The following is a 23,199-nucleotide window of genomic DNA, read 5'->3' on the forward strand; positions in this document are numbered from 1 at the left end:
GAGGGCTCTTCCGGCGAAGGGCTCTTCTTTTTTTCGTAAATTGTCATAAATTCTACCAGAATCAACTATGAATTTGATAAATTAACTATACCTATTCTATCTGTTGAATAATGTTTCCTTGTCTTGTTGAAATCGGTTTATTTTTCGGTTATCATGTTAGTGAATTAACAAACAATCCTACCGGGTAGGGAAGACAGATTACAGGAGGGGAAAACATGAAAAAAATTCTAGTACTGCTGCTTGCAGCGACCATGTCTTTAGGACTATTTGCCTGCAAGGGAAAAGAAGCAGGAACACCTGAGGAAACACCAGGTGGAGAGACCAAAACACTCACAGGTACAGGAGAAGGGTATGGCGGAGAAGTAAAAGTCACGGTGACCATGGAAGGAGACACCATCAAAGAAGTGGTGGCCGAAGGTGCAAGTGAGACACAGGGAATCGGAACACCGGCTCTGGAACAGCTTCCAGCGAAGTTTGTAGAAGCCAACTCTTGGGATGTGGATGTCATTGCTGGTGCCACATGGACTAGTAATGGGCTCATCTATGCCATGAAAAATGCCCTGGATCCTACAGCAAATCCATGGCCTATGGCAGAAGAAGAGGAAGAAGAAGGAAATGTGGAAGCTTCTGATGTATTCTTTGGATTTGGCGTAGCCAATATGCCAAGAAAAGGACCTGGAGCAGATGACAAGGATGTGCAGGTCTGGAGCATCAATCAGGTGCTGGCAGGGGCACTCTTTGACGGAGACGGCAAGATCCTTCATCTTCTGGTGGACCAGGTGGAAATCGCCTCTCCAAACTATGATGGAGCAGGAATGCCACACATCAGCGGATGGCCAGGACAGACCGGATACAACATTGACGACAATCACGATGCAAAAGTGGATGGCGTTACCGACAATACAGAAGACCTGTTCCTGAAGGAAGTTTCTGAGTGGATGACCAAGAGACAAAGAGGCTCAGAATACAAAATGGGCATGAGCACATGGGAAGAGCAGATGGACAGCTATCAGAAGCTTTTCGTTGGAAAAACCGTGGAAGAAGTAGAAGAATGGTTCACAAAGTACACTTCTGACCTCAACGGCAGACCACTGAAGGATGGTTCTGACAAGCCAGAAGATAAAGCTAAGTATGATGCACTCACTGCTGACGAGAAAGCGATGCTTGCAGATGTCACCAGCGGAGCGACCATGAGCCTCAACGATGGACATGGAAATATCGTAGAAGCCATCAAGCTGGCTTATGAAAACCGTGAAGGTCTTGAAATCACAGAAGCAGAATCCAGAGGATTCGGTGTATCCTTCATGCCTAGAGTAGGTCCAGGAAAAGACGATCAGGATGTGCAGGTATACAGCTTCAACCAGGTATTCGCCAGCACTCTGTTTGATCAGGACGGAAAGATTGTATCTCTGCATGTGGATCAGATGGAAGTAGCAACACCAAACTATGACGGCGATGGCATGCCACACTTCAGTGGATGGCCAGGACAGGGTGGCTACAACTATGATGAGAATCATGACGCGAAGGTGGACGGAAAGACCGAAGACACCGAAGAGAACTTCTTCAGTGAAATCGAAAGCTGGAAGACCAAGCGTGAAAGAGGATCAGACTACAAAATGGGTATGAGCACCTGGGAACAGCAGATGGACGCTTATGAAGAGCTCTTCATTGGCAAGACCGTGGATGAAATTGAAGCATGGTTTGAGAAGTATACTTCAGACCTCAATGGAAGACCACTGAAAGATGGTTCCGACAAGCCAGAAGACAAAGCAAAGTATGATGCCCTTACAGCAGAAGATAAGGCGATGCTTGAAGATGTGACCAGCGGAGCGACCATGAGCCTGAACGATGGACATGGAGACCTCATTGCAGCCATCAGAGCTTCTTATGAGAATAGAATCACCATCAATCTGTCTGTAAAATAACAGATCCGATAACGGCTTCTTTTGAGAGGCCGTTATTTTTTTGATGAAAGACTGTTTTTGTGGAAGTTTCATCCAAATGCGGTATACTATAGAAAAAAGTGAGGTGGAATGGCTTTATGGGAGAATCAACAGCCGAATCAGCGATGGAAAAAGAAAGCTTCATGGAACTGCTGGTGCCTGAATCCAGTAAGGATCTGGAAGACGTGAAGGAGCTGTTTCTTCGGTACGAGAAATCCACAGGAGTCAGCCTGTGTTTTCAAGGGTTTCAGGAAGAGCTGGACCATCTTCCTGGAAAATATGGTGAACCGGAAGGTGTCCTTCTGCTTCTTAAGATCGGCGGGAAAGCCGCAGGATGCTGCGCGCTGAAGCCGCTGGAAGAGAAGATCTGTGAACTGAAGAGACTCTTTGTCATAGAAGAGTACCGGGGACGAGGCCTTTCCAGAATACTCATGGAAAGAATCCTGAATGAAGCCAGAAGAAGAGGATATGAGAAAATCAGACTGGACACTCTGGCAGTCATGAAGCCAGCCCTTAGGCTTTACAAAAGCGTTGGATTTGAAGAAATATCCGCATATATTTACAATCCGCTGCCTGGCGCTCTCTACTTTGAGAAGGTGCTGTAAAGAGTAAAATCTTATAAAAAGTATTTCTTTAAATCAAGCTGAAGCATGCAAGGCGGACAGTTCACGCAGTGAAAGCGCAGTATCTGAAGAAGTATCTGTCAATCGCCAATGCAAAAAAAACGAAGAAGCCTGAACGCATCTGTTTCAAAAAGGAAACGGAGCGTTCAGGCTTTTTCTGTCTGTTCTATTAGGGAAGCAAGGCAGGAAGATCCTTTAGGAAAAATCTAATGGACTGTTCTCTTTTTCTCTGATTAGACCAGCCAATGACATACGCCTTCTTTACCTTCTGTTTCTTTAGCGAGAGATGCTTTTCATACCCTCTGATGGCGCTGTTGCCGCCAAGAAAGGCAATGGGAAAATACTGGGTGACAAAAACATACACTGCCATGGAAGGTGGAATGACGGTGTTTGCGATGTAGTACTGCATCACAGGAGAGAGTTTAAACCCCCAAACTGGAGCGCCAAGGATCAGTACATCGAATCCTTTCACTTCCGGCATGGATGCGAGCTTTACCTCTGACACTTTTGAAACATCGGGATTCAGTGGGGAAAGGGGAAGTATTGTAACTTCATGGTTAAGCTTCGTGAGCGTTTCTTTGAGCTTGTCTGCCACAGACAGGGTATTTCCGGTTTTGGAGTGTATGACCAGTGCGATTTTCATTTTCTATCCCTTCCTTATCAAAACTTCATGACAGTCTCCTATGATGTTTTCTCAACACCATCGTACTCCAGAAGAGATGAAAGTCAATGGGAATGAAAGTGAAATGAGGAAACGGTGCTCTCGTTCAGCAGCGCTTTTCAAGAAGAATTACAGTAGAGTTCACGATAATTTATCAAACTGAACAAGATTCTTTTCCAATTCCTTTGATACACTAACAAATTCATAAAATTTTGTTTAAAGCATCACAATAAATAAAATCCTATTGATGAACGAGCACAATAGTGATATGATTTTTATGAGCAAACGATTACAAAAAAACCACAACGGCGTGGATTCATAGGTAAGCAATGGGGCTTCAGGAGATTACGTAATGTATTTTCTGAGCCATTTTTTATGGAAGGAGTAGCTTTGTGGTGGAAAACAAAACAAGGATCATTCAAGAGTTTGTACCGGGTAAGCAGATTACCATAGCACACATCATCGCAAACCCCAGAAAAGAAATCTACCGGAAGATGGGGCTTGTGGAGGACTCCTCAGGAGCTATCGGTATTCTTACCATCACCCCTTCAGAAGCGTCGATCATCGCTGCAGATGTGGCATCCAAAGCCGCCGGCATTGAGGTCGGATTCATTGACCGTTTCAGTGGCGCTCTTCTTATCACAGGAGATGTGTCCAGTGTGGAGGCAGCCATTTCTGCCATCGTGGACATTCTGGAGACGGTGATGGGATTTACGCCATCTCCCATCACAAGAACTTAGGAGGACGGATTTTGAAAAGGATGATGCTCATCGGAAGAACAGACAGTGGAAAAACCACCTTAGCCGATGTTCTTCAAAAAGGATACTCAGATGCAAGGAAAACACAATCCATCGAAACCGTAGGGACCATAGTGGATACCCCCGGTGAATTTGCGGAAAATAGAAGACTTTACAGAGCACTGCTCATCACGTCCTATGATACGGATGTGGTGGCCATGGTCATGGGTGCGGGAGAGAATCATACGCTCTTTCCTCCAAATTTCGCCTTGGCCTTCAATAGGGAGGTCATAGGCATTGTCACGAAAAAAGACCTGAATTCTGATACAGCTTATGCAGAAGCTTCCCTGTTAAAAGCAGGCGCCCAACGGATATTCATCGTCAGCGCCCATACAGGAGAAGGCTTGGAAGAGCTGAAGCATTATTTGTCATAGAAGGAGGAATCCAGTTGAGACCGAGAATCGTCATTGCAGAAGATGAATCCATCACCAGAATGGACCTGGCAGAAATCCTCACGGAAGCGGGCTACCAGATTGTAGGACAGGCTGCGGATGGGTATGATGCCATTGAAATCTGCAGAAAGCAGAAACCTGATCTTGTGATCATGGATGTGAAAATGCCCATCATGGATGGTCTGCAGGCCACAGAAAGCATCATGGGCGAACGCCTTGCTGGATGCATCCTGATGCTCACAGCCTATAATGACGGAGAATTTGTCAATAAAGCCAATGATCTGGGGGTCATGGGATATCTGGTGAAGCCCATAGAAGAAAAGACGCTGATCCCTGCAGTGAAAATTGCACTAAGAAGACATGAAGAGCTTCATCACTACAGAAGCAAAGCAGAAGAAGTGGAAAAGAAGCTGGAGGAGAGAAAATCCATTGACCGGGCCAAAGGCATGCTGATGGCCAAGAATGGGTTTACGGAAGAAGAAGCTTATGCGTATCTTCGGAACATCAGTATGGAAAAAAGATGCAGTATGGCCAGGATTTCTGAAATGATTCTTCGTTCTCATGTGTAGGAAAGGGGCCGATCATGCTGAGAAATCTCTGCAAAACCCATACACAGCTCAGTGATGCTGAAATCACCTATCTGGAGGCTCTGGAAGGATTTCTTCCTCTCATCGCAGAGATGGTGGATGCAGATATCTTCATCGACTGCATGACCAGAAACCCGGATGCAGCCATCGTGGTGGCGGAAGCCAATGCGAAGCATTCCATGTATCAGGACACTGTAGTGGGACAGCTGGCCTACCGGAAAAATGAGCCCGCCGCCTTACGAACCCTTGATATCGGCATTCCAACTTTTGAACTGAAAGCCATCACCCAGGAAGACATTGCTGTGAAGCAGAATGTGGTGGCCATCCGGTATGACGGGAAAGTCGTAGGGGTTCTCATCATGGAGCGGGACGTTACAAGAGACTATGCGGACAAGAGAAACATGCAGATTCTCCAGGAAACCGCTGAGCAGCTGGCTCAGGCGCTGATGGTTCAGAATGCCTCGAGAAACAATGCAAATCATATCACAAACTATGTGGCGGATGCGATTCTCATTGCAGATCAGCAGGGCCACATCATCTATACAAATCCAGGGGCGCAGAAGCTGTACGAGTCTCTTGGATACCGGGACAATCTTGTGGGCATGCATTTTGACAATGTGGTGCTGGACAGCAGCACCCTTAAGGAAATCAGAGACAAGGAATATCTGGAGATTGATGAAGTAAGGATTGGAAGCCTGGCGCTGAACATCAAGTACTCCATCATGAAGCAGAACAATCAGGAAGTTGGGCTTGTGGTCCATGTGCGGGACATCACCGAGGTGAAAAACAAGGAAAAGGAACTGATTTTAAAATCTGTGGCCATCCGGGAGATCCATCACAGGGTGAAAAACAACCTTCAGACCATCGCTTCACTTCTTCGGATCCAGTCCAGAAGAATCACCGATGTGAACGCCAAAAAAGCCTTTGATGAAAGCATCAGCAGAGTGCTGTCCATCGCTGTGACCCATGAGCTTCTGGCTCAGAACGGCGTGGACGATGTGGACATCAAGGACATTCTCACGAATATCGTGAAAGGAGCCATGCTCTTTTCAAACTCCATGCATTTTCATCTTAATGTGGAAGTGAGAGGAGACAGCGTCTCCATCAACTCTGAAAAGGCCACCTCCATCGCCCTGGTGGTGAACGAACTGGTTCAGAACTGTGTGGAGTATGCCTTTGTGGGACGTTCGGAAGGAAATATCTATATCACCATTGAAAAGGGAGAATATGCCTCTGTCGTCACCGTGGCAGATGACGGCATTGGATTTCAATCCAGTAAAGTAAAGATGGGCAGCCTTGGTCTCAGCATCGTGGAGCAGCTCATCAAAGACAAACTGAAAGGGGACCTTCTCATAAAATCTGGAGACCAGGGAACCCATATCCGGTTTGATTTCATGCATACCTGATGGAAGACCGCTGTTTGGTTTTCCGTATATATAGAAGCAGAACACAATGACGTGTTTAGAGACTGTGGCATAGGCGCCGCAAAAGAGTGAAGTACCGCTTTGCTTTTTTGCGGCTTTTTCTTTGGAGGAAAAAGGAGGGAGCACAATGTGAGAGAAAGTCTTGTCAGCGTAGGCATCGATGTGGGCACATCCACCACTCAGATCATCTTCTCGAAAATTCAGGTGGAGAATATGGCTTCAGGAGCCAGAGTGCCGGAGTTCAAAATTGTGGACAAAGAGGTGATCTATCGGGGAGACATTTATTTTACCCCTCTCCTGTCCAGAACTCAGATCGATGAGAAAAAACTCCAGGCCATCATCGCAAAGGAGTATGAGAAATCAGGCATACATCCGGAGAATGTGGACAGTGGCGCTGTGATCATCACCGGGGAAACCGCACGAAAGGAAAATGCGGAGAAGATCATGAAAAGCCTGGTTCATTTTGCCGGAGAGTTTGTGGTGGCCACAGCAGGACCGGACCTGGAAGGCATCCTTGCTGGAAAGGGATGCGGTGCAGCCCAGGTATCCGACAAGGAAGGAAAGTATGTGGTGAATCTTGACATCGGGGGCGGCACCACCAACATCGCAGTATTTAAAGATGGAGAGCCTTTGGACACAGCATGTCTTGATATCGGAGGCAGACTCATATATTTTGATGACGCCGGCCGAGTGGATTATGTGTCTGAGAGCATACAGAAGCTTGCGAAAGAAAGAGAGATCCCGCTTTATGAGGGGATGGTCCTGGATGAGAAGGTCATTAGGGACGTGGTGGAAGCCATGGCTGAAGTGCTCTTTGAATCCATCACCCTGAAAAAATCCAGAAATCTTGATCTTACCATGAGCAGAAAAGGAAAACTTCTCCGGAAGGAAACTCCCATTGAGCTGGTGAGCTTCTCTGGCGGTGTTTCCGATTATATCTACTTCCACGAAGAGGAGAAAGAAGTCTACCGCTACGGTGACATAGGGATTCTTCTTGGAAGGGCCATACGAAAACGCTTTGAGAAAGGACATCTGGAACTGATGGTGCCCAAGGAGACCATCATGGCCACGGTGGTGGGCGCTGGAACCCAGACGATGGAGCTCAGTGGAAGCACCATTACTTTCACGGGAAATCTGTTTCCCATAAAGAATCTCCCCATTGTTGCTCTCACAAGAGAAGAAGAGGCTTCGGAGAATCTTCCGGAGATACTAAAAGAAAAGCTCTCCTGGTACACCCTGGAGGATGGGAAAGATCTCATTGCCCTCTTTCTTCACGGGAAGCGGAACATGCCCTATAAAGAGGTGGAAACCCTTGCAAGAATCATCACAAAAGCACTGGAAGACCACTATAGAGACGAAGAGCCCTTCATCGTTCTGGTGGAGGAGGATCTTGGGAAAGTTCTGGGTCAGAGCATGCTGCTTCAAATGAAAACGAAAAGGGACATCATCTCCATGGATGGCATCAAGGTCTCCAGTGGCGATTACATCGACATTGGGAAACCCATTGGAAACGGATCTGTATTATCGGTCATTATTAAAACCATAGTATTCAATTATTGAAAGAGGTGAATTAACACATGAATTTGAAAACCAAGTTGTTCGGCACAGTCTATCAGTTCGGTTCTGTGAAAGAAGTCCTCGCAAAAGCCAATGAGGAGAAATCCGGCGACCAGCTGGCAGGCATTGCGGCTGAAAATTCGACAGAACGTGTTGCAGCCAAGGAAGTACTCTCGCATCTGCTTCTCAGCGATCTTAGAAACAATCCAGTGGTCCCATATGAAGAGGATGAAGTCACAAGAGTCATTCAGGATGGTGTCAATGAAACCATCTATAACGAAATCAAAAACTGGACCGTTGGAGAACTAAGGGAATGGCTCCTCAGCTACGAGGCAACGCCAAGAAAGATCAGAAGAATCAGCGCAGGCCTGACCAGTGAAATGGTGGCAAGTGTTGCAAAGCTCATGAGCAATATGGACCTGATCTATGCAGCGAAGAAGATCCGCGTGCCAGCCACCTGCAACACCACCATCGGTCTGGACGGCACCCTCAGTATCAGGCTGCAGCCCAACCACACCACAGACAATTTGGACGGTATCGCCATTTCCGTTTATGAAGGTCTCAGTTATGGGGCTGGAGATGCGGTCATCGGTCTTAATCCGGTAGATGACACCGTAGACAATGTAAAAAGAGTTCTGGAGCTTTTCAAGTCCATCAAGGACAAATGGGAAATTCCTACCCAGGCCTGTGTTCTGGCCCACGTGACCACTCAGATGGAAGCCGTCAGGCAGGGAGCCCCAACAGATCTGATTTTCCAGAGCATCGCCGGTTCCCAGAAGGGAAATGAAGCCTTTGGTATTGATGTGGCCATGCTGGATGAAGCAAGAGCCCTGGTTTTGAAACATGGCACAAGCCATGGAGAAAACGTCATGTACTTTGAAACAGGACAAGGCGCAGAGCTTTCTGCTGATGCGCACTTCGGTGCAGACCAGGTGACCATGGAAGCCAGATGCTATGGACTTGCAAAGCGCTACAAACCATTCCTTGTGAACACTGTGGTAGGATTCATCGGACCTGAGTATCTTTATGACAGCAAACAGGTCATAAGAGCTGGTCTGGAAGACCACTTCATGGGTAAACTCACTGGAATTCCAATGGGTGTGGATGCCTGTTACACAAACCATATCAAAGCAGACCAGAATGACATTGAGAATCTGGCTATACTGCTCACCACCGCAGGATGCAACTATTTCATGGGTATCCCAAACGGTGATGATATCATGCTGAACTACCAGTGCACCAGTTATCATGACGGGCCTAGCCTGCGAGAACTTCTCAATCTTTCTCCCATCAAAGAATTTGAATGCTGGTTGGAAAAGATGGGCATCCTGAAGGATGGAAAACTCACAGAGCGCGCTGGAGATGCATCCATATTCTTGGATTGAGAGGAGGGAACAAGTAATGATTACAGATCAGGAATTAAGAGCAGTTATTGAAAAAGTCATGAAAGAAATGGGCAAAGAAGAAAGCACAGGAGAAAAGAGTGCTCCTGTGGATGACGGCACCATCCGCGACATCACCGCAAAACCCATTCAGGAAGTATTCTATGTGCCAAACCCCAAAAACAGAGACCAGTACATGAAGCTGAAGAAAAAAACACCAGCCCGTGTAGGTATCTGGAGAACAGGTCCAAGAAACACCACAGAGACCCTTCTCCGATTCCGGGCAGACCATGCGGTGGCTCAGGATGCAGTATGGTCCCATGTGGATGAGGACTTTTTGAAAGAACTGAACCTGCCAATGGTTCAGACAAAGATTCACGACAAAGAAGAGTACATCACAAGGCCAGACCTCGGCAGACAGTTTGATGAAGAGAACACAAAGAAAATCAAAGAGATTGCGAAAGCCAAGCCAAGAGTGCAGATCATCGTTGCCGATGGCCTCAGCTCCACCGCCATAGAAGCCAATCTCAAGGATATTCTTCCTGCCATCATGAGCGGACTGAAAGGGTACGGCATTGAATGCGGGACACCGTTTTTCATTAAGTACGGCCGTGTGGGCTCCATGGATGAGGTCTCCCAGGCGCTGGATGCAGAACTTACCATCCTTCTCATTGGAGAAAGACCAGGGCTTGCCACTGGAGAGAGTATGAGCTGCTATATGACCTACAGAGCCTATCCGGGAATTCCGGAAGCCAAGAGAACTGTAGTATCAAACATCCATAAAGAAGGTACCCCTGCCACAGAAGCAGGTGCACATATCGCTTCACTCATCAAGATCATGCTGGAAAAGAAAATGACCGGTGTGGGTCTCAATCTATAAGAACAAGGAGGGAATAAACCGTGAAATACGATAAACTGCAACCCAGCATACTCAGCATGAAAATAATCCCCAATGTGAATCCGGATATGGTAAAAGAATTCAATCTTCCAGAGGGCCATATGAGTCTTGGGCTCTTCACATCCGACTGTGATGATGTTTCCTATACCGCCCTGGATGAAGCCACAAAGAAAGCCGATGTGAAGGTGGTCTACGCGAAATCCTTCTATGGTGGCGCAGCCAATGCCAATACGAAGCTTGCTGGTGAAGTCATCGGCATCATCTCCGGACCTAACCCTGCAGAAGTAAGAAGCGGGCTCAATGCCATCGTGGACTTCATCGAAAATGAAGCTGCGTTCTACAGCGCCAATGAAGATGACACCATCGCCTACTATGCCCACTGCATCTCAAGATCCGGGTCCTATCTGTCCCAGGTGGCAGGTATTGAAGAAGGCGAAGCCATTGCGTATCTCATCGCACCACCACTGGAAGCCATGTATGCTCTGGATGCCGCACTGAAAGCTGCTGATGTGAAAATGGCCGCATTTTATGGCCCACCATCGGAAACGAACTTTGGCGGCGGTCTTCTCACCGGAAGCCAATCCGCCTGTAAAGCAGCCTGTGATGCATTCCAGGAAGCTGTCTGTTTCGTGGCCGACCAGCCTACAAAGTACTAGTTCTATAGGAAGGTGAAAAGATGAAAAACAGCGCACTTGGTCTCATAGAGACATATGGTTTTGTAGGCGCTGTGGAAGCGGCGGATGCAGCCTTAAAAGCAGCAGAAGTATATGTGGTGGATCTTGTGAAGGTGAAGGGCGGCATCATGACCCTGACTCTTCAAGGAGAAGTGTCTGCAGTGAAAGCATCGGTGGATGCCGGTGCAGCCTCAGCAGAAAGGCTCGGGGTTCTTCTTTCCAGTCATGTGATTCCAAGACTGGATGAGGAAGTCTGGCCTATGGTTCTGAAAAAGGAAAAAGATCCAGAGCCTCCTCCGGAAGATCCAGAAGAAGACAAGAACAGTGAACCGTTCCCTGCAGAAGAGGAAGTAAGCGAAGAAGAGCGCCCTTTGGAACCCATAGAAGAAGAGGGAAGCCAGATCATGGAGAAGCCTCTCCCGAAACAGGAAAACTTCACAAAAGACATGATGGAGAAGCTGAAAGTAGTGGAACTCAGACGTATCGCCCGAGGGGTGGAAGGCATGAGGATCCCGAAAAATCAGATCAAATTTGCAAACAAGGAAACACTCCTGAAAGAAATCATCACCGCGCAGGAAAGGAGGGGTAAATCGTGACAGTATTAGATCGGGATCTGGCATCCTTGCAGGAAATGCGGGATCTTGTCAGAAAAGCAAAGTCTGCGCAGAAAGAATTCAAGAATTACAGTCAGGCGGAGGTTGACCGGGTGGTCTTTGCTCTGGCCAGACGGATGGACAAAGAATCCGAAGCCTTGGCAAAAATGGCAGTGGAAGAGACCGGATACGGAAATGTGCCGGACAAGACCATGAAAAACCTGGTGGCTTCCAGAATTCTCTATGAAAGCATCAAAGATATGAAGACCGTAGGATTCATCCATGAAGACCATGAAAAGAAAATCTACGAGATCGGGATTCCAGTGGGGGTCATCGCAGGCCTTGTGCCTTCGACCAATCCCACATCCACAGCCATCTACAAAGCCATCATCTCGCTGAAGGCGGGAAATGCCATTGTGCTTTCCCCCCATCCAGCAGCCAAAGGATGTATTCTGGCTGCGGTGAATCTCATGAAAGAAGTGCTCAAGGAGGAGCATGCGCCGGAAGACCTCATAGGATGCATCTCCACCCCCACCATGGAAGCCACAGACGGCCTGATGAAACATGACGATGTGAATCTCATTCTAGCCACGGGTGGCTCAGCCATGGTGAAAGCCGCCTACAGCTCTGGAACGCCAGCCCTGGGTGTGGGACCTGGAAATGTGCCCGTCTTTGTGGAAAGAACAGCAGATCTTGCGCTGGCCGCGAAGAGAATCGTTCAGGGAAAGTCCTTTGATTACGGCACCATCTGTGCATCAGAACAGTCCGTGGTCATCGAAGGCGCTGTCATTGAACCTATGCTGAAAGAGCTTCAGAAAGCGGGATGCTACTATCTCAGCGCTGAAGAGAAAAAGCTTCTGGATCCTGTGGTGCAGACACCACGGGGGACGCTGAACACAAAAATCGTTGGAAAGTCTGCCTTGGAGATTGCTGAAATGGCGGGGCTGAAAGTGCCGCCGGACACAAAAGTGCTCTTGGCAGAAGAAATGGGCGTGGGTAAGGATTACCCATTCTCCCGAGAAAAACTCTCACCACTTCTGGCTCTTTATGTGGAACCGGACTGGCAAAGAGCCTGTCTCCGGTGCATAGAGATTCTGGAATATGGTGGAGAAGGACACTCCCTAGGGATCCATTCCAATAATGAATCCATCATCAGAGAGTTCGCCCTTCGTAAACCCGCATCCAGAATCCTCGTCAACTCTTCCACCACCCATGGAGCCGTTGGCGCCACCACCAATCTCATGCCTGCACTGACCCTTGGCTGCGGAGCCATTGGCGGCAGTGCCACCTCAGACAACATCTCGCCACTGAATCTCATCGATGTGCGCCGAATGGCTTACGGTGTGAGAGAAGTGGAAGATGTGATAAAGAGTGCGGAAGCATTAGACAAGTCTTCTTCGAGCCCATCCAGTGATCTGGACCTGGAAGAAGTGGTCCGCAAAATCCTTCGGGAAATGACAAAGTAAATGAAAACCTGGTATCAAAACAAAAAAATAAGAAGAAGTTAAAATTAGGAGGAAATGAAAATGGCAAACACAAACGCACTAGGAATGATCGAAACAAAGGGACTCGTTGGAGCAATCGAGGCAGCAGATGCTATGGTTAAAGCAGCCAATGTGACACTCATCGGAAAAGAGCATGTGGGTGGAGGACTTGTGACCGTTCTTGTACGTGGAGATGTAGGCGCAGTGAAGGCAGCAACCGATGCCGGCGCAGCAGCAGCGGAAAGAGTAGGGGAACTGATTTCTGTACATGTGATTCCAAGACCTCATCAGGAAGTGGAACTCATTCTTCCAAAGAAACAGGAGATCTAATTCACACAAAAACTGTGAAACGGGACCGCTTTTGCGGTCCCCGGGTTCACAAAGGAAGGATGTGAAGAAATGGCCGTACTGACCGAATCAAAACTTCGGACAAAATGGAAAAGTGGAAAATTCAAAGAGTATATTGCTGGAAAAGATGAAGTGATTACCCCTTCCGCCAGAGAATTTCTGAAGGAGAAGGGTGTGGCGCTCATTGTGAGCCAGGAGGAAGCAATGAAGGAGCCCCAAGCCATCCACAAAGTGCCCCATCCGGTGCATGAAAGAGAGGCCACTTCCAATGCGCCTGAGGATCCCAAGAAATACAAAAATTTCTATACAGGGGAATATTACAGCAAAAAGCCCGAAGCCATGACCCAGCTTTATGCAAATCTTCTGGTCTATAAAGACGACCCGAGGATTGAGTTCCGAGGTCGGATTGACTCTCTGGAAGCAGAGTTCCTGCGTGGAATGCTTCTTCTAAATCATGAGAAAGACGAGCGTCTTTATAAAGGGCTGAAGGATGCGTATCTTCATCTTCGGAAAATCATGCGGGCAGAAGTGCTTGGAGAACCTCTCAAAAGTTTTGAACTCCTTGGCATGGACTATGAAGAAGTAAGAAGAGTCACCCACAGACCCAGTGACTATTTCAGTGGAGGGCATCTGGTTCTCACCGGTGGTGAAAGACCGGCTGTGATCCACCTGAACTGTCTGAGAACCAGGGTCCGTGAAGTGGAAATCATTGCGGTGAAAGCCTTCAAGGAAGAGCTGGAAACCCATAGAAACGACATTGTGGAGAGCCTCAACAGACTTTCCAGTGCAGTATATTATCTGATGCTTCTTGCCCAGTACGGGCAGGGAGAGTGAAGTTTAGTGGAAAGGAGGAGGCAGCCATGATGGAAGAGATCATCCGGAAGGTGCTGGAAGAACTGAAAGCATTGGAAGAGAAGAATAAGATGAAAAAGAAAATGATGGTGCTTTCCAGAGATGCTGCGTCTTGTGAAAACATCATAAACCGCTTTTCGGATGCTTATGATGTATTATTTGCGAAGAGCTTCAGAGAAGAGGATGCACCGGATGCCCTGGTACTCAAGGACCTGACACCGGATGAACTGATGCTTCTTGCAGAAGGAAAGAACGGATGTCTGGGACCGGTGATGGAATGGCTCATGGCTGGGAAGCCTGTGTATCTGGAGCCGGAAAGCCTAGCCCATGTCAAAAACAAAGAAACCTGTAAAAAAACACTGTTTGATCTTTATGAAAATGCAGTGAAGACCCTGAAAAGCTATGGAGTGCTTCTCGTCTATGAAGAGAAGAGACAAAAGGGAGCCCCTGAGGCAGGGAAAAGCAGCGGAAGAAACCTTGTGACAGAAAGGGAAGTGAAGAGCACCATCACAAAAGGGGAAAAGACGATTTGTGTGACAAAACAGACACTGATCACCCCTCTAGCGAAGGATCTCATGAAAGAATATGGCATCTGTACTGTGCTGAAGGAAGGAGGAAAAGACCATGCTGACAGGTAAAGTGGTGGGGAATGTCTGGGCCACCAAAAAAGAGCCCTCACTGAACGGACTGAAGCTTCTAATTGTCAGTCCCTATGATCCCCGGACAGGAGAAACATCCAAGGCCATTGTTGCCGCAGATGTTGTGGGAGCAGGCATTGGTGAGCTTGTCATTGTGGTTAGTGGAAGTTCTGCCAGAAAGATTCTCGGACGGGAAGATATGGCTGTGGACGCCACCATTGTGGGAATCATTGATGAAGTGGAAGTGGAGGCAGGTGATGGGAATTGAGCTTTCTTGAAAATATCTACTTGGCAGGGGTCATAGGAGAAGGTGGAGCGGGGTTTCCTGCCCACATCAAATATGCGGCTTCTCCCAAGTATCTTCTCATCAACGGTGCTGAATGTGAACCTCTGCTCTATACGGATAAGTTTCAGATGGAAAACTATTATAAAGAAATGCTCGCGGCCATTCAGGCGGCGAAGGTTTTCCTGAAAGCGGAGCGCGCGGTGCTGGCCACGAAAAAAAGATATGAGGATCTCATCGGACTTTTTCAGCAGGAAATCAAGGACAAAAACTATGACATTGAAATTTTCTCCATGGAGAACTTCTATCCTGCAGGGGATGAGCAGATCACCATCTACGAGGCCTTTCAGAAAGCAGTGCCTGCAGGAGGGATTCCGCTTCATGTGGACATTGTCGTCTCCAACATCGCCACCATGAAAAGTATCTATGATGCCCAGAATGGCATTCCTGTGACGGATAAATACCTGACAGTCACGGGTGAAGTGAGAGAACCGAAGGTCCTGAAAGTGCCTGTGGGCATGACCCTTTCAGAAGTCATTGAAAGAGCCGGAGGCAGCACCCTGAAGGAGTATATGATTCTCACGGGTGGCCCCATGATGGGAAAATTCGTGACCCAGGAAGAGGCCAAAGATGTGGTGGTCAGAAAAACCACAGGAGGGATTCTCATCGTGCCGAAGCATCATGCTCTGGTGCAAAGAGGAACCAAGTCTCTCACCGCCATCAAAAATGAAACCAGGGCAGCCTGTATCCAGTGCAGTTTCTGCACCCAGTACTGCCCGAGATATCTCATCGGTCATCCGCTGCATCCCCATAAGATCATGCGTGCCTTTGGCATCCATGATGTGTATGATGAGCGGTTTGCGGAGGCTCTTCTCTGCTGCGAGTGCGGCATATGCGAGCTCTTTGCCTGCCCCATGAATATCTCTCCAAGAATCGTCAATGTGTTCCTGAAACAGGAACTGAGAAAAAACGGCATCCGGATGAGCTTTGAAACAGGTCCGGTGCAGCCGGAAAGAGAAAACCGTTACGTTCCAGTGGACAGGCTGCTTTCAAGACTGGATATCAGAAAATATTATGATCTTGGAAAACCTACCTATATGGAAATTGAAACGGATCAAGTGAGAATCCCACTGGGCCAGTATATCGGGAAACCTGCTGTGCCTTGTGTGAAAGTAGGGGACTTTGTGGAGAAAGGCGCACTCATCGGAGATCTTCCAATGACAGATCTTGGATCCAGAGTGCATGCATCCATCACCGGCAGAGTCACCGCAGTGGACGACGCCATCACGATTGTGCGGGAAAGGAGGGAAAATGCATGAAAACAATCGGTATGCTGGAGTTCACCAGCATCTGCAGAGGCATTGAAGCTTGCGACGCCATGGTAAAAGCGGGAGACGTTACACTCATCACCGCAAAGACAGCCTGTCCGGGAAAATACATGATTCTTGTCACAGGGGACGTGGGCGCAGTGAAATCTGCCGTGGAAGCGGGAGAGGCAGTGGGAAAACAGTATGTGGTGGACCGTCTGGTTCTAGCCAATGCTCATCCACAGACCATCCGCAGCGTTCAAGGCTTTCAGGATGTAGAGTTTTTTGATGCCCTTGGTGTCATGGAGTTTTATTCCCTCACCAGCGCAGTGTCCGCGGCGGATGCTGCTGTAAAATCAGGTCTTGTCCAGCTCATAGAAATACGGCTGGGTATGGCCATCGGCGGTAAAGCTTTTGTGACCTTGACAGGAGATGTGGGGTCTGTGAAAGCTGCCATTGAGGCAGGGAAGCGTATCTCTGCCAAAGAAGGGCTTCTTCTGGAGTCTGTGGTGATTCCATCACCGACCAAAGAGCTCTATGATGCATTACTGTAAGAGACTAGGAGGGTACACCATGAAAAAATGTCTCGTTACAAAGGAAAATCTGAGAACACTTCTGACACCGGATGAAAAGTGCTTCGTGGCTGCAAAGGGGACCATTCTGACTCCTGGAGCCATGGATTATCTGAGAGAAAAGCAGATCCGCATTGTCTATGGAGAAGAAGTGTCCGTCGAAAAAAAGGAGGAATGTCCCTGCGTGAAGGAAGAGGATCTTGCCCTTCGTATTGAGCGGATTCTCACGAAGGAATTTTCAGTCACAGACCCGGCACTTGCAGAAAAAATCGCTGTGATACTACGTAACAAATAGGGGGGATAAAAATGAATATCAGTACCATTATTATTTACATCATGGTGGTCTTCATGGCACTGGGTGCTTTAGACAAGATCATCGGCAACAAATTCGGACTTGGTGAGAAATTTGATGAAGGTATCATGGCCATGGGTACTCTGGCCGTTGCCATGGTGGGTGTGGTTTCCATCGCACCTGTTCTGGCTAAAATTCTCGGGCCCATCATCGAACCTGTCTACACCTTCCTTGGTGCAGACCCTGCCATGTTCGCCACCACTCTTCTTGCCAATGATATGGGCGGATATCCTCTGGCCATGGAGCTGGCAAAAACCCAGGAAGCAGGACTTTTTGCTGGACTTATTGTAGGCGCAATGATGGGACCTACCATCGTATTTACCATTCCTGTAGCTCTGGGCATCATTAAAAAAGAAGACCATCCTTATCTTGCCAAAGGTATCCTAGCCGGTATCATCACCATTCCTATTGGATCCTTCGTTGGTGGACTTGTAGCTGGATTCAGTCTTGGTATGGTTGTTGCAAATCTTGTACCAATTATTATTGTAGCAGCACTCATTGCGGTGGGGCTCTGGAAAATGCCCAATAAGATGATCAGCGGCTTCAACCGTTTTGGTCAGGGTGTTGTCATAGTCATCACCATCGCCACTGCAGCCATCATCATCGAAACACTCACAGGATTTGTTGTTATCCCAGGTATGGCCCCAATCTCTGATGGTATTCAGATTGTTGGAGCCATCGCCATTACTCTTGCTGGAGCATTCCCTATGGTTCACGTGATTACAAAAGTCTTCAAGAAGCCTCTTATGGCCGCTGGAAAACTTCTTGGCATGGGAGATGTGGCTGCAGCAGGTATGGTGGCAACACTTGCGAATAATATTCCAATGTTCGGATTGATGAAAGATATGGACAACAGAGGTAAAGTCATCAATACCGCTTTCGCAGTCAGTGCAGCTTTTGTGTTCGGTGACCATCTGGGATTCACTGCAGGTGTCAACCGTGATATGATTTTCCCAATGGTCGTCGGTAAGCTTGTGGGTGGTATCACAGCGGTGATTCTGGCCATGATGCTTACACCTAAAAATGAAGCAGAGGTTCTGCCTAATGAATCCGATGTGAAGGAGTCTTAGAAAGCGAGGGATCCATATGCAAATCAGTCAGGAACAGCTGGAAGCCGTCATCCGTAAGGTGCTCCAGGAGCAAATGGGTGTAGAAAAGAAGCCCATGGACAAATGTGTGGACAAAAAGAGCGGCGTTCTTGTGGTGAAGGGAAGAAGCGTAAGACCGGAACCCTTTGACACAGGAAAACCAGGCACGAAAGTATTTCTGTCTGATGTGATGACCTTAGAAGAAAGTCCACGTCTTATGGCGGGCATCATGGAAATGGAGGAGTCCAGTTTTCCCTGGACTCTCCAGTATGATGAAGTGGACTATATCATCGAAGGGGCACTGGAAATCAAAATTGGAGATGCAGTCATCCGGGGAGAGGCAGGAGACATCCTCTTCATTCCCAAAGGCAGCTCCATTTCCTTCGTCGCACCAGGCAAAACCAGATTTTTGTATGTTACATATCCTGCCGATTGGGCAGAACAGGAGTAGTGCGTATGAGCAGGTATGAATTTCAGATGGGCCCCACAGTCTGGTACGGGAAATACAGCCTGCGGAAGCTTTACGGCCTGTCTTTTAAAAAAGCATGCATTGTCACAGACAAATCCATGGTTTCACTGGGCATGCTCAAGCCACTGGAGAGAATTCTGAAAGATCTTGGGGTATCCTACCGCATCTTTGATGAGGTGGAGCCGGATCCGTCTTTACAGACCATTCTCAGCGGGCTTTCGCATATCCTTGTGACCAAACCGGATCTTCTCATCGCTGTGGGCGGCGGCTCTGTCATCGACGCGGCGAAAGCCATCATGTTCTTCTGCCTGAAAGTGAAAGAAGAAGTGATTAAACCTGAAAAAATACGAAAGCCTTATTTTGTGGCAGTCCCCACCACCAGCGGAACGGGATCAGAAGTGACCTCCTACTCGGTGATTACAGATGAGAAGAACGGGCTGAAGATTCCGCTGAAAGATGCGAGGATGCTGCCTGATGTGGCCGTGCTGGATCCCGTTTTCACAAGCACGCTGCCCCAGAAAGTCATCGCCTACGCAGGACTGGATGTCTTTACCCACGCCATAGAAGCCTATGTGTCCCGGGAGCATCATCTGATGTCGGATCAGTACAGCCTGGAGGCTGTGAAACTTGCATCGGCGTCTTTACCCGAGATGTATGAAAAGGTCAGTGAAGATGAGGCCCGGATGGAAGTCCACCTGGCGTCCTTCTACGCAGGGCTTGCATTTGAGAACAGCGGACTGGGACTCAATCATGGCATGGCCCATGCTTTGGGTGCAACCCATAAACTGCCCCATGGTCTTGCCAATGCCATGCTGCTTCTTCAGATCATCCGGTACAACCGGCAGGAGGAAGTGTATGGTCAAGAGACCGGCAAGCGGTATGACGCTTTAGGAAGCGCTATGGTTTTCCGCAGATCTCCATTGTGTGAGGCAAAGGGGATGGAAGAAAAACTGAAACAGCTGAAGGCGTTCCTGGGGATTCCAATAAGTATCAAAGAATGGGGCGTTTCCGAAGAAGAATTTATAAAGAGCATTCCAGGTATGGTGAAAAATGCCATGGCGGATTTCACCACGGCAAGCAATCCTAGAAAACCAAAGCCGGAAGATCTCGTGAGGCTTTATCTAGAAGCTTACTACGGTATCTGAACTGCTGAGTAGATAAAAGGGTGATGAAATGGCGGAAAAACTGCAGGCTGCAAATAATAGAATCAGAGCACTGGAGGAAGTGGAGAGAAACACCAGTCTTCCCGGAAAGAATGAGAAAATCAAAGTGGGTGTGGATCTAGGCACCGCTTATATTGTTCTTGTGGCTCTCGGAGAAAAGAACAGGCCTCTGGCTGTGGAAATGCAGTATGCCCAGGTGGTCCGGGACGGACTTGTGGTGGACTTTGTGGGGGCACGTCAGATTGTCGCAAGACTCAAAGACAAACTGGAGGAAAGGCTCGGCAGAGAACTTCTTCATGCGGCCATCGCCGTGCCGCCTGGAACCCAGGAAGCGGACTGCAAAAGTCACAAATATGTGGTGGAAGGCGCAGGGTTCGATGTGACGGAGATTCTGGATGAACCCACCGCCGCCAATGGGGTTCTTGGCATCCGATCAGGAGCCATTGTAGACATCGGAGGCGGCACCACAGGAATCTCGGTACTGCAGGAAGGCAAAGTGGTATACGTGGCAGATGAAGCCACGGGCGGTGTACACCTCAGCTTAGTGCTGGCAGGCCATTATAAAATCCCATATGAGGAAGCAGAAAGTCTGAAGAAAGACAATGACAGGCACCAGGAAATCCTTCCTGTGGTGCGGCCGGTGCTGGAGAAAATGGCCAGTATCGTGAAGCGTCATATATCAGGCTATGCCATAGAGAACATCTATCTCGTAGGAGGCACCTGCTGTCTTACGGGCATGGAGAAGATTTTCCAGGATTACCTCTGCGTTCCAGTCCATAAGCCTCAAAACCCCTTCCTGGTGACGCCTTTGGGCATTGCACTGGGCAGTGGTGAGGGGTAGAATGAAATAAAGAAAAAAGGTTCCCTCTGACGGACGGATGAAACAAGAAGCATCTTCCCGTCAGAGGGAAATTTCTGTGGTTTCTGTGTTTTTAGAAGGAGGGTCAATCCATATGAATTTCTATAGAAAGCCAAATCTTATGCTTCCCGTCAGTCTTCACGATGCCCGCGTCGAAAAGATTGCCATGAGACGGGGAGAGAAGCCTCTATCCGGAGAACTGGTTCTATACTTTCCAGAGGGTATCAGAGCGGAAATGAAAGGGAAGTGGGACATCACAGGCTCTGCAGAAGTCCGCCTTGGCGGCATCGACTGGGACTTCTCAGGAATCCGCTATTATGAAGGAGACGCTGTCAAGGAGAGGTCCTTTGAGGAGTTTACGGCGGATCTTGAAGAGAGCAGCTTTGAAATCGTAGATGAAAGCTATGGCTATAACCGCAGTGTGTTTTCAGGGTACCGCTATCAGGAGGGGTTTTTCAGAGTGGAGATGGAGATTTATCATTTCAAAGAAGCGGAGTACTTTTATGAAGCTGCGCCGGTGGAAGAGGTCGGAGATCTTTCTGAGTAACTATGCATTTTCAGGACCTCTATTTAGAGTGGTGATTGTAAGTTCCCCTTGGACAGGTGTATTAATACTGGATAACTTTGCAGGAAATCCCAGGATAATCTGCATAATTGCTATTTTAGGTGAATTATTCATGGGTTTATACAGCGGATTGAGAAATGTTTGTTCTTTGAGCCATTCTGTCAATAAACTCTTAATGAAGTAAAAGTTATACATCCAAATGAAGAATTATGCATGTATATCATTGTTTTGTAGGGTTGTATATGGTATCCTAAGCACCGTTACACAAAAAGGAGGCCTATGCATGAAAAATAAGTTGAAATTTATCTTTTTATCCACCTTTGGATTTATTTTTTTCCTGATGCCATTTACCATCCAAGGAGAAAACAAGATCCTCATATCTCATATTGTCAGTTTTGTGACAGGAAATTTCCTGGAACCTTTCATGATGTTCACACAGGCCTTTGCCTGGTTTGTGCTGCTTATGACAGCACTCTTTATATTCTATACGTCCAAGAATGAAAAATGGAATGAAATCTTTAAAGCGAGTCCTTTCAATGTTTTATTGAGAGTTGCCGGATCTTTTCTCTACCTCATGGTTCTGAACGGCTGGTTTGAAGGAACTGCCATCGGAAACATGATCCTGGACCCCAACACAGGGGGCCTCATGGCGGGAGAGGGCGGACTTCTCACAACACTCTATATCACCTTTTTTGTCGGGATCCTCGCACTGCCACTGTTGACACATTTTGGTATTGTGGAGTTTCTGGGAGTGCTACTGGGGCCTGTCATGGAGAAAGTCTTCCGTGTGCCAGGTTATTCCACCGTGGATGCCATCGCTTCTTTTGTTGGAGATGGAACCATCGGCATCGTGCTGACAGATCAGCAGTACCAAAGAGGATACTACAACAAGAGAGAGGCTTATATCATCGCCAGCAGTTTTTCCATTGTGGGTATTGCCTTTGCTTCTGCAGTGGCAGAAGAACTGGGATTCAGCAGTATATTCCCAATATTCTATGGATCCATTGCGCTCATCACGGTGGTTCTGGCCTTCATCATGTCCAGAATGCCACTGAAGAAGTTCGAACCCACGTATTATGGCGGGATTGAACCCAAAAAAGAAGAAGTGCCACAAGGATCCAGCATCCTTGCCCATGCATATAAAGAAGCTCTGGAGCAGGCAGATTCTGCAAAGATCTTCAAGGTGATTACAGAAGCGCTGAAGAATATTCTGAACATCTATGTGGGATTTCTCCCTACCATCATGGCCATTGGAACTCTTTCTCTGATCATCGCGGAATACACTGCATTTTTTGACATCATCAGTGTTCCATTTTTATATTTCTACCAGTTCATCGGCTATACCAAGGATGTGGCAGCCTCCATGGCACCAGCCTCCGTTGCAGGATTTGCAGATATGTATCTGCCCGCTCTTTTCATCAGCGGATCCGCCTCCGAAGCGTCCAGATTCTTCATTGGTGTTCTGGCCTTCACACAGCTGGTATTTATGTCTGAGACCGGTATGATACTAGTAAAGACGAAGATTGGTATGAGCTTCCTTGACGTGGTGAAGCTGTTCCTCTTTAGAACCCTCTTATCCATACCGCTCCTCATCCTGATCACTCAGATCCTGGGTGCCTTGGGGATCCTTTCTTTCTAGAAACCCTTTGTAAATAATCACGTATGCCGTTTTATGGTAGATAGCAAGA

At 47.8% G+C, this 23,199-nt stretch carries 26 protein-coding genes; 25 read left to right on the forward strand and 1 reads right to left on the reverse strand.

Features of this window, described 5'->3' with window-relative positions:
- Positions 1-215: 215 nt before the first annotated feature.
- The gene (locus T487_RS16110) at positions 216-1,925 is read left to right on the forward strand and encodes an FMN-binding protein (protein WP_051651754.1); all 1,710 of its coding nucleotides are present in this window, start codon (positions 216-218) and stop codon (positions 1,923-1,925) included.
- 116 nt (positions 1,926-2,041) lie between these two features.
- Complete coding sequence (locus T487_RS0114415) at positions 2,042-2,548, forward strand: GNAT family N-acetyltransferase (protein ID WP_242848071.1); 507 nt, start codon at positions 2,042-2,044, stop codon at positions 2,546-2,548.
- A 187-nt stretch (positions 2,549-2,735) separates the two neighbouring features.
- On the opposite strand, the gene T487_RS0114425 is transcribed toward T487_RS0114415, so the two are convergent.
- Positions 2,736-3,209: a flavodoxin family protein gene (locus T487_RS0114425; RefSeq protein WP_031577837.1), complete on the reverse strand. Its 474-nt coding sequence runs from the start codon at positions 3,207-3,209 to the stop codon at positions 2,736-2,738.
- A gap of 413 nt (positions 3,210-3,622) precedes the next feature.
- Between T487_RS0114425 and T487_RS0114430 the strand changes: the two genes are divergently transcribed.
- The 23 genes from T487_RS0114430 (at position 3,623) to T487_RS0114540 (ending at position 23,150) form a co-directional block, all read left to right on the forward strand.
- Positions 3,623-3,967, forward strand: a complete 345-nt coding sequence (locus T487_RS0114430; RefSeq protein ID WP_031577838.1) for a BMC domain-containing protein — start codon at positions 3,623-3,625, stop codon at positions 3,965-3,967.
- Positions 3,968-3,987: 20 nt separating this feature from the next.
- On the forward strand, positions 3,988-4,398 hold the full coding sequence (locus T487_RS0114435) for a EutP/PduV family microcompartment system protein (protein ID WP_074542621.1): 411 nt from the start codon (positions 3,988-3,990) through the stop codon (positions 4,396-4,398).
- Positions 4,399-4,412: 14 nt separating this feature from the next.
- Entirely contained in the window at positions 4,413-4,985 is a 573-nt protein-coding gene (locus T487_RS0114440) for an ANTAR domain-containing response regulator (RefSeq protein WP_031577840.1), read from the forward strand.
- 14 nt (positions 4,986-4,999) lie between these two features.
- Positions 5,000-6,409, forward strand: a complete 1,410-nt coding sequence (locus T487_RS0114445) for a sensor histidine kinase (protein WP_031577841.1) — start codon at positions 5,000-5,002, stop codon at positions 6,407-6,409.
- Positions 6,410-6,556: 147 nt separating this feature from the next.
- Positions 6,557-7,987, forward strand: coding sequence for an ethanolamine ammonia-lyase reactivating factor EutA (gene eutA / locus T487_RS0114450; RefSeq protein WP_031577842.1), 1,431 nt, complete (start codon positions 6,557-6,559; stop codon positions 7,985-7,987).
- Positions 7,988-8,004: 17 nt separating this feature from the next.
- On the forward strand, positions 8,005-9,369 hold the full coding sequence (locus tag T487_RS0114455; protein WP_031577843.1) for an ethanolamine ammonia-lyase subunit EutB: 1,365 nt from the start codon (positions 8,005-8,007) through the stop codon (positions 9,367-9,369).
- A 16-nt stretch (positions 9,370-9,385) separates the two neighbouring features.
- On the forward strand, positions 9,386-10,246 hold the full coding sequence (gene eutC / locus T487_RS0114460; protein WP_031577844.1) for an ethanolamine ammonia-lyase subunit EutC: 861 nt from the start codon (positions 9,386-9,388) through the stop codon (positions 10,244-10,246).
- A gap of 20 nt (positions 10,247-10,266) precedes the next feature.
- On the forward strand, positions 10,267-10,920 hold the full coding sequence (gene eutL / locus T487_RS0114465) for an ethanolamine utilization microcompartment protein EutL (RefSeq protein WP_031577845.1): 654 nt from the start codon (positions 10,267-10,269) through the stop codon (positions 10,918-10,920).
- Positions 10,921-10,940: 20 nt separating this feature from the next.
- Complete coding sequence (locus T487_RS0114470; RefSeq protein ID WP_036909587.1) at positions 10,941-11,534, forward strand: BMC domain-containing protein; 594 nt, start codon at positions 10,941-10,943, stop codon at positions 11,532-11,534.
- Positions 11,531-12,997 carry an acetaldehyde dehydrogenase (acetylating) gene (locus T487_RS0114475; protein ID WP_036909590.1) on the forward strand — a complete coding sequence of 489 codons (1,467 nt, stop codon included), beginning with the start codon at positions 11,531-11,533 and terminating at the stop codon, positions 12,995-12,997. Before T487_RS0114470 ends, T487_RS0114475 begins: the two co-directional genes overlap by 4 nt.
- Positions 12,998-13,057: 60 nt before the next feature.
- Complete coding sequence (locus T487_RS0114480) at positions 13,058-13,345, forward strand: BMC domain-containing protein (RefSeq protein ID WP_031577848.1); 288 nt, start codon at positions 13,058-13,060, stop codon at positions 13,343-13,345.
- Between the two features lie 69 nt (positions 13,346-13,414).
- Positions 13,415-14,197, forward strand: a complete 783-nt coding sequence (locus T487_RS0114485) for a hypothetical protein (RefSeq protein ID WP_031577849.1) — start codon at positions 13,415-13,417, stop codon at positions 14,195-14,197.
- Between the two features lie 26 nt (positions 14,198-14,223).
- Positions 14,224-14,853, forward strand: coding sequence for a hypothetical protein (locus T487_RS16525; RefSeq protein ID WP_143004599.1), 630 nt, complete (start codon positions 14,224-14,226; stop codon positions 14,851-14,853).
- On the forward strand, positions 14,840-15,121 hold the full coding sequence (locus tag T487_RS0114490) for a EutN/CcmL family microcompartment protein (RefSeq protein ID WP_031577850.1): 282 nt from the start codon (positions 14,840-14,842) through the stop codon (positions 15,119-15,121). Before T487_RS16525 ends, T487_RS0114490 begins: the two co-directional genes overlap by 14 nt.
- The gene (locus tag T487_RS0114495; protein ID WP_031577851.1) at positions 15,118-16,455 is read left to right on the forward strand and encodes a 4Fe-4S dicluster domain-containing protein; all 1,338 of its coding nucleotides are present in this window, start codon (positions 15,118-15,120) and stop codon (positions 16,453-16,455) included. Before T487_RS0114490 ends, T487_RS0114495 begins: the two co-directional genes overlap by 4 nt.
- Positions 16,452-16,997 (forward strand): BMC domain-containing protein, encoded by a 546-nt coding sequence (locus tag T487_RS0114500; protein ID WP_031577852.1) that lies wholly within the window; start codon positions 16,452-16,454, stop codon positions 16,995-16,997. The genes T487_RS0114495 and T487_RS0114500 overlap by 4 nt, the downstream gene beginning before the upstream one ends.
- A 19-nt stretch (positions 16,998-17,016) precedes the next feature.
- A complete protein-coding gene (locus T487_RS0114505) occupies positions 17,017-17,310 on the forward strand; it encodes a hypothetical protein (RefSeq protein WP_031577853.1) in 294 nt (97 codons plus the stop codon).
- Positions 17,311-17,321: 11 nt separating this feature from the next.
- Positions 17,322-18,437 carry an ethanolamine utilization protein EutH gene (gene eutH, locus T487_RS0114510; protein WP_031577854.1) on the forward strand — a complete coding sequence of 372 codons (1,116 nt, stop codon included), beginning with the start codon at positions 17,322-17,324 and terminating at the stop codon, positions 18,435-18,437.
- A gap of 16 nt (positions 18,438-18,453) precedes the next feature.
- Positions 18,454-18,906, forward strand: a complete 453-nt coding sequence (locus tag T487_RS0114515) for a cupin domain-containing protein (RefSeq protein ID WP_031577856.1) — start codon at positions 18,454-18,456, stop codon at positions 18,904-18,906.
- A gap of 5 nt (positions 18,907-18,911) precedes the next feature.
- Entirely contained in the window at positions 18,912-20,069 is a 1,158-nt protein-coding gene (locus T487_RS0114520) for a 1-propanol dehydrogenase PduQ (protein ID WP_031577857.1), read from the forward strand.
- 28 nt (positions 20,070-20,097) lie between these two features.
- Positions 20,098-20,928, forward strand: coding sequence for an ethanolamine utilization protein EutJ (eutJ, locus tag T487_RS0114525; protein WP_031577858.1), 831 nt, complete (start codon positions 20,098-20,100; stop codon positions 20,926-20,928).
- A gap of 112 nt (positions 20,929-21,040) precedes the next feature.
- Positions 21,041-21,493, forward strand: a complete 453-nt coding sequence (locus T487_RS0114530) for a hypothetical protein (RefSeq protein ID WP_031577859.1) — start codon at positions 21,041-21,043, stop codon at positions 21,491-21,493.
- Between the two features lie 301 nt (positions 21,494-21,794).
- Positions 21,795-23,150, forward strand: coding sequence for a YjiH family protein (locus T487_RS0114540; protein ID WP_031577861.1), 1,356 nt, complete (start codon positions 21,795-21,797; stop codon positions 23,148-23,150).
- Positions 23,151-23,199: the final 49 nt, after the last annotated feature.

The sequence above is a fragment of the Proteiniclasticum ruminis DSM 24773 genome, from assembly GCF_000701905.1.
GTDB classification, from domain to species: domain Bacteria; phylum Bacillota; class Clostridia; order Clostridiales; family Clostridiaceae; genus Proteiniclasticum; species Proteiniclasticum ruminis.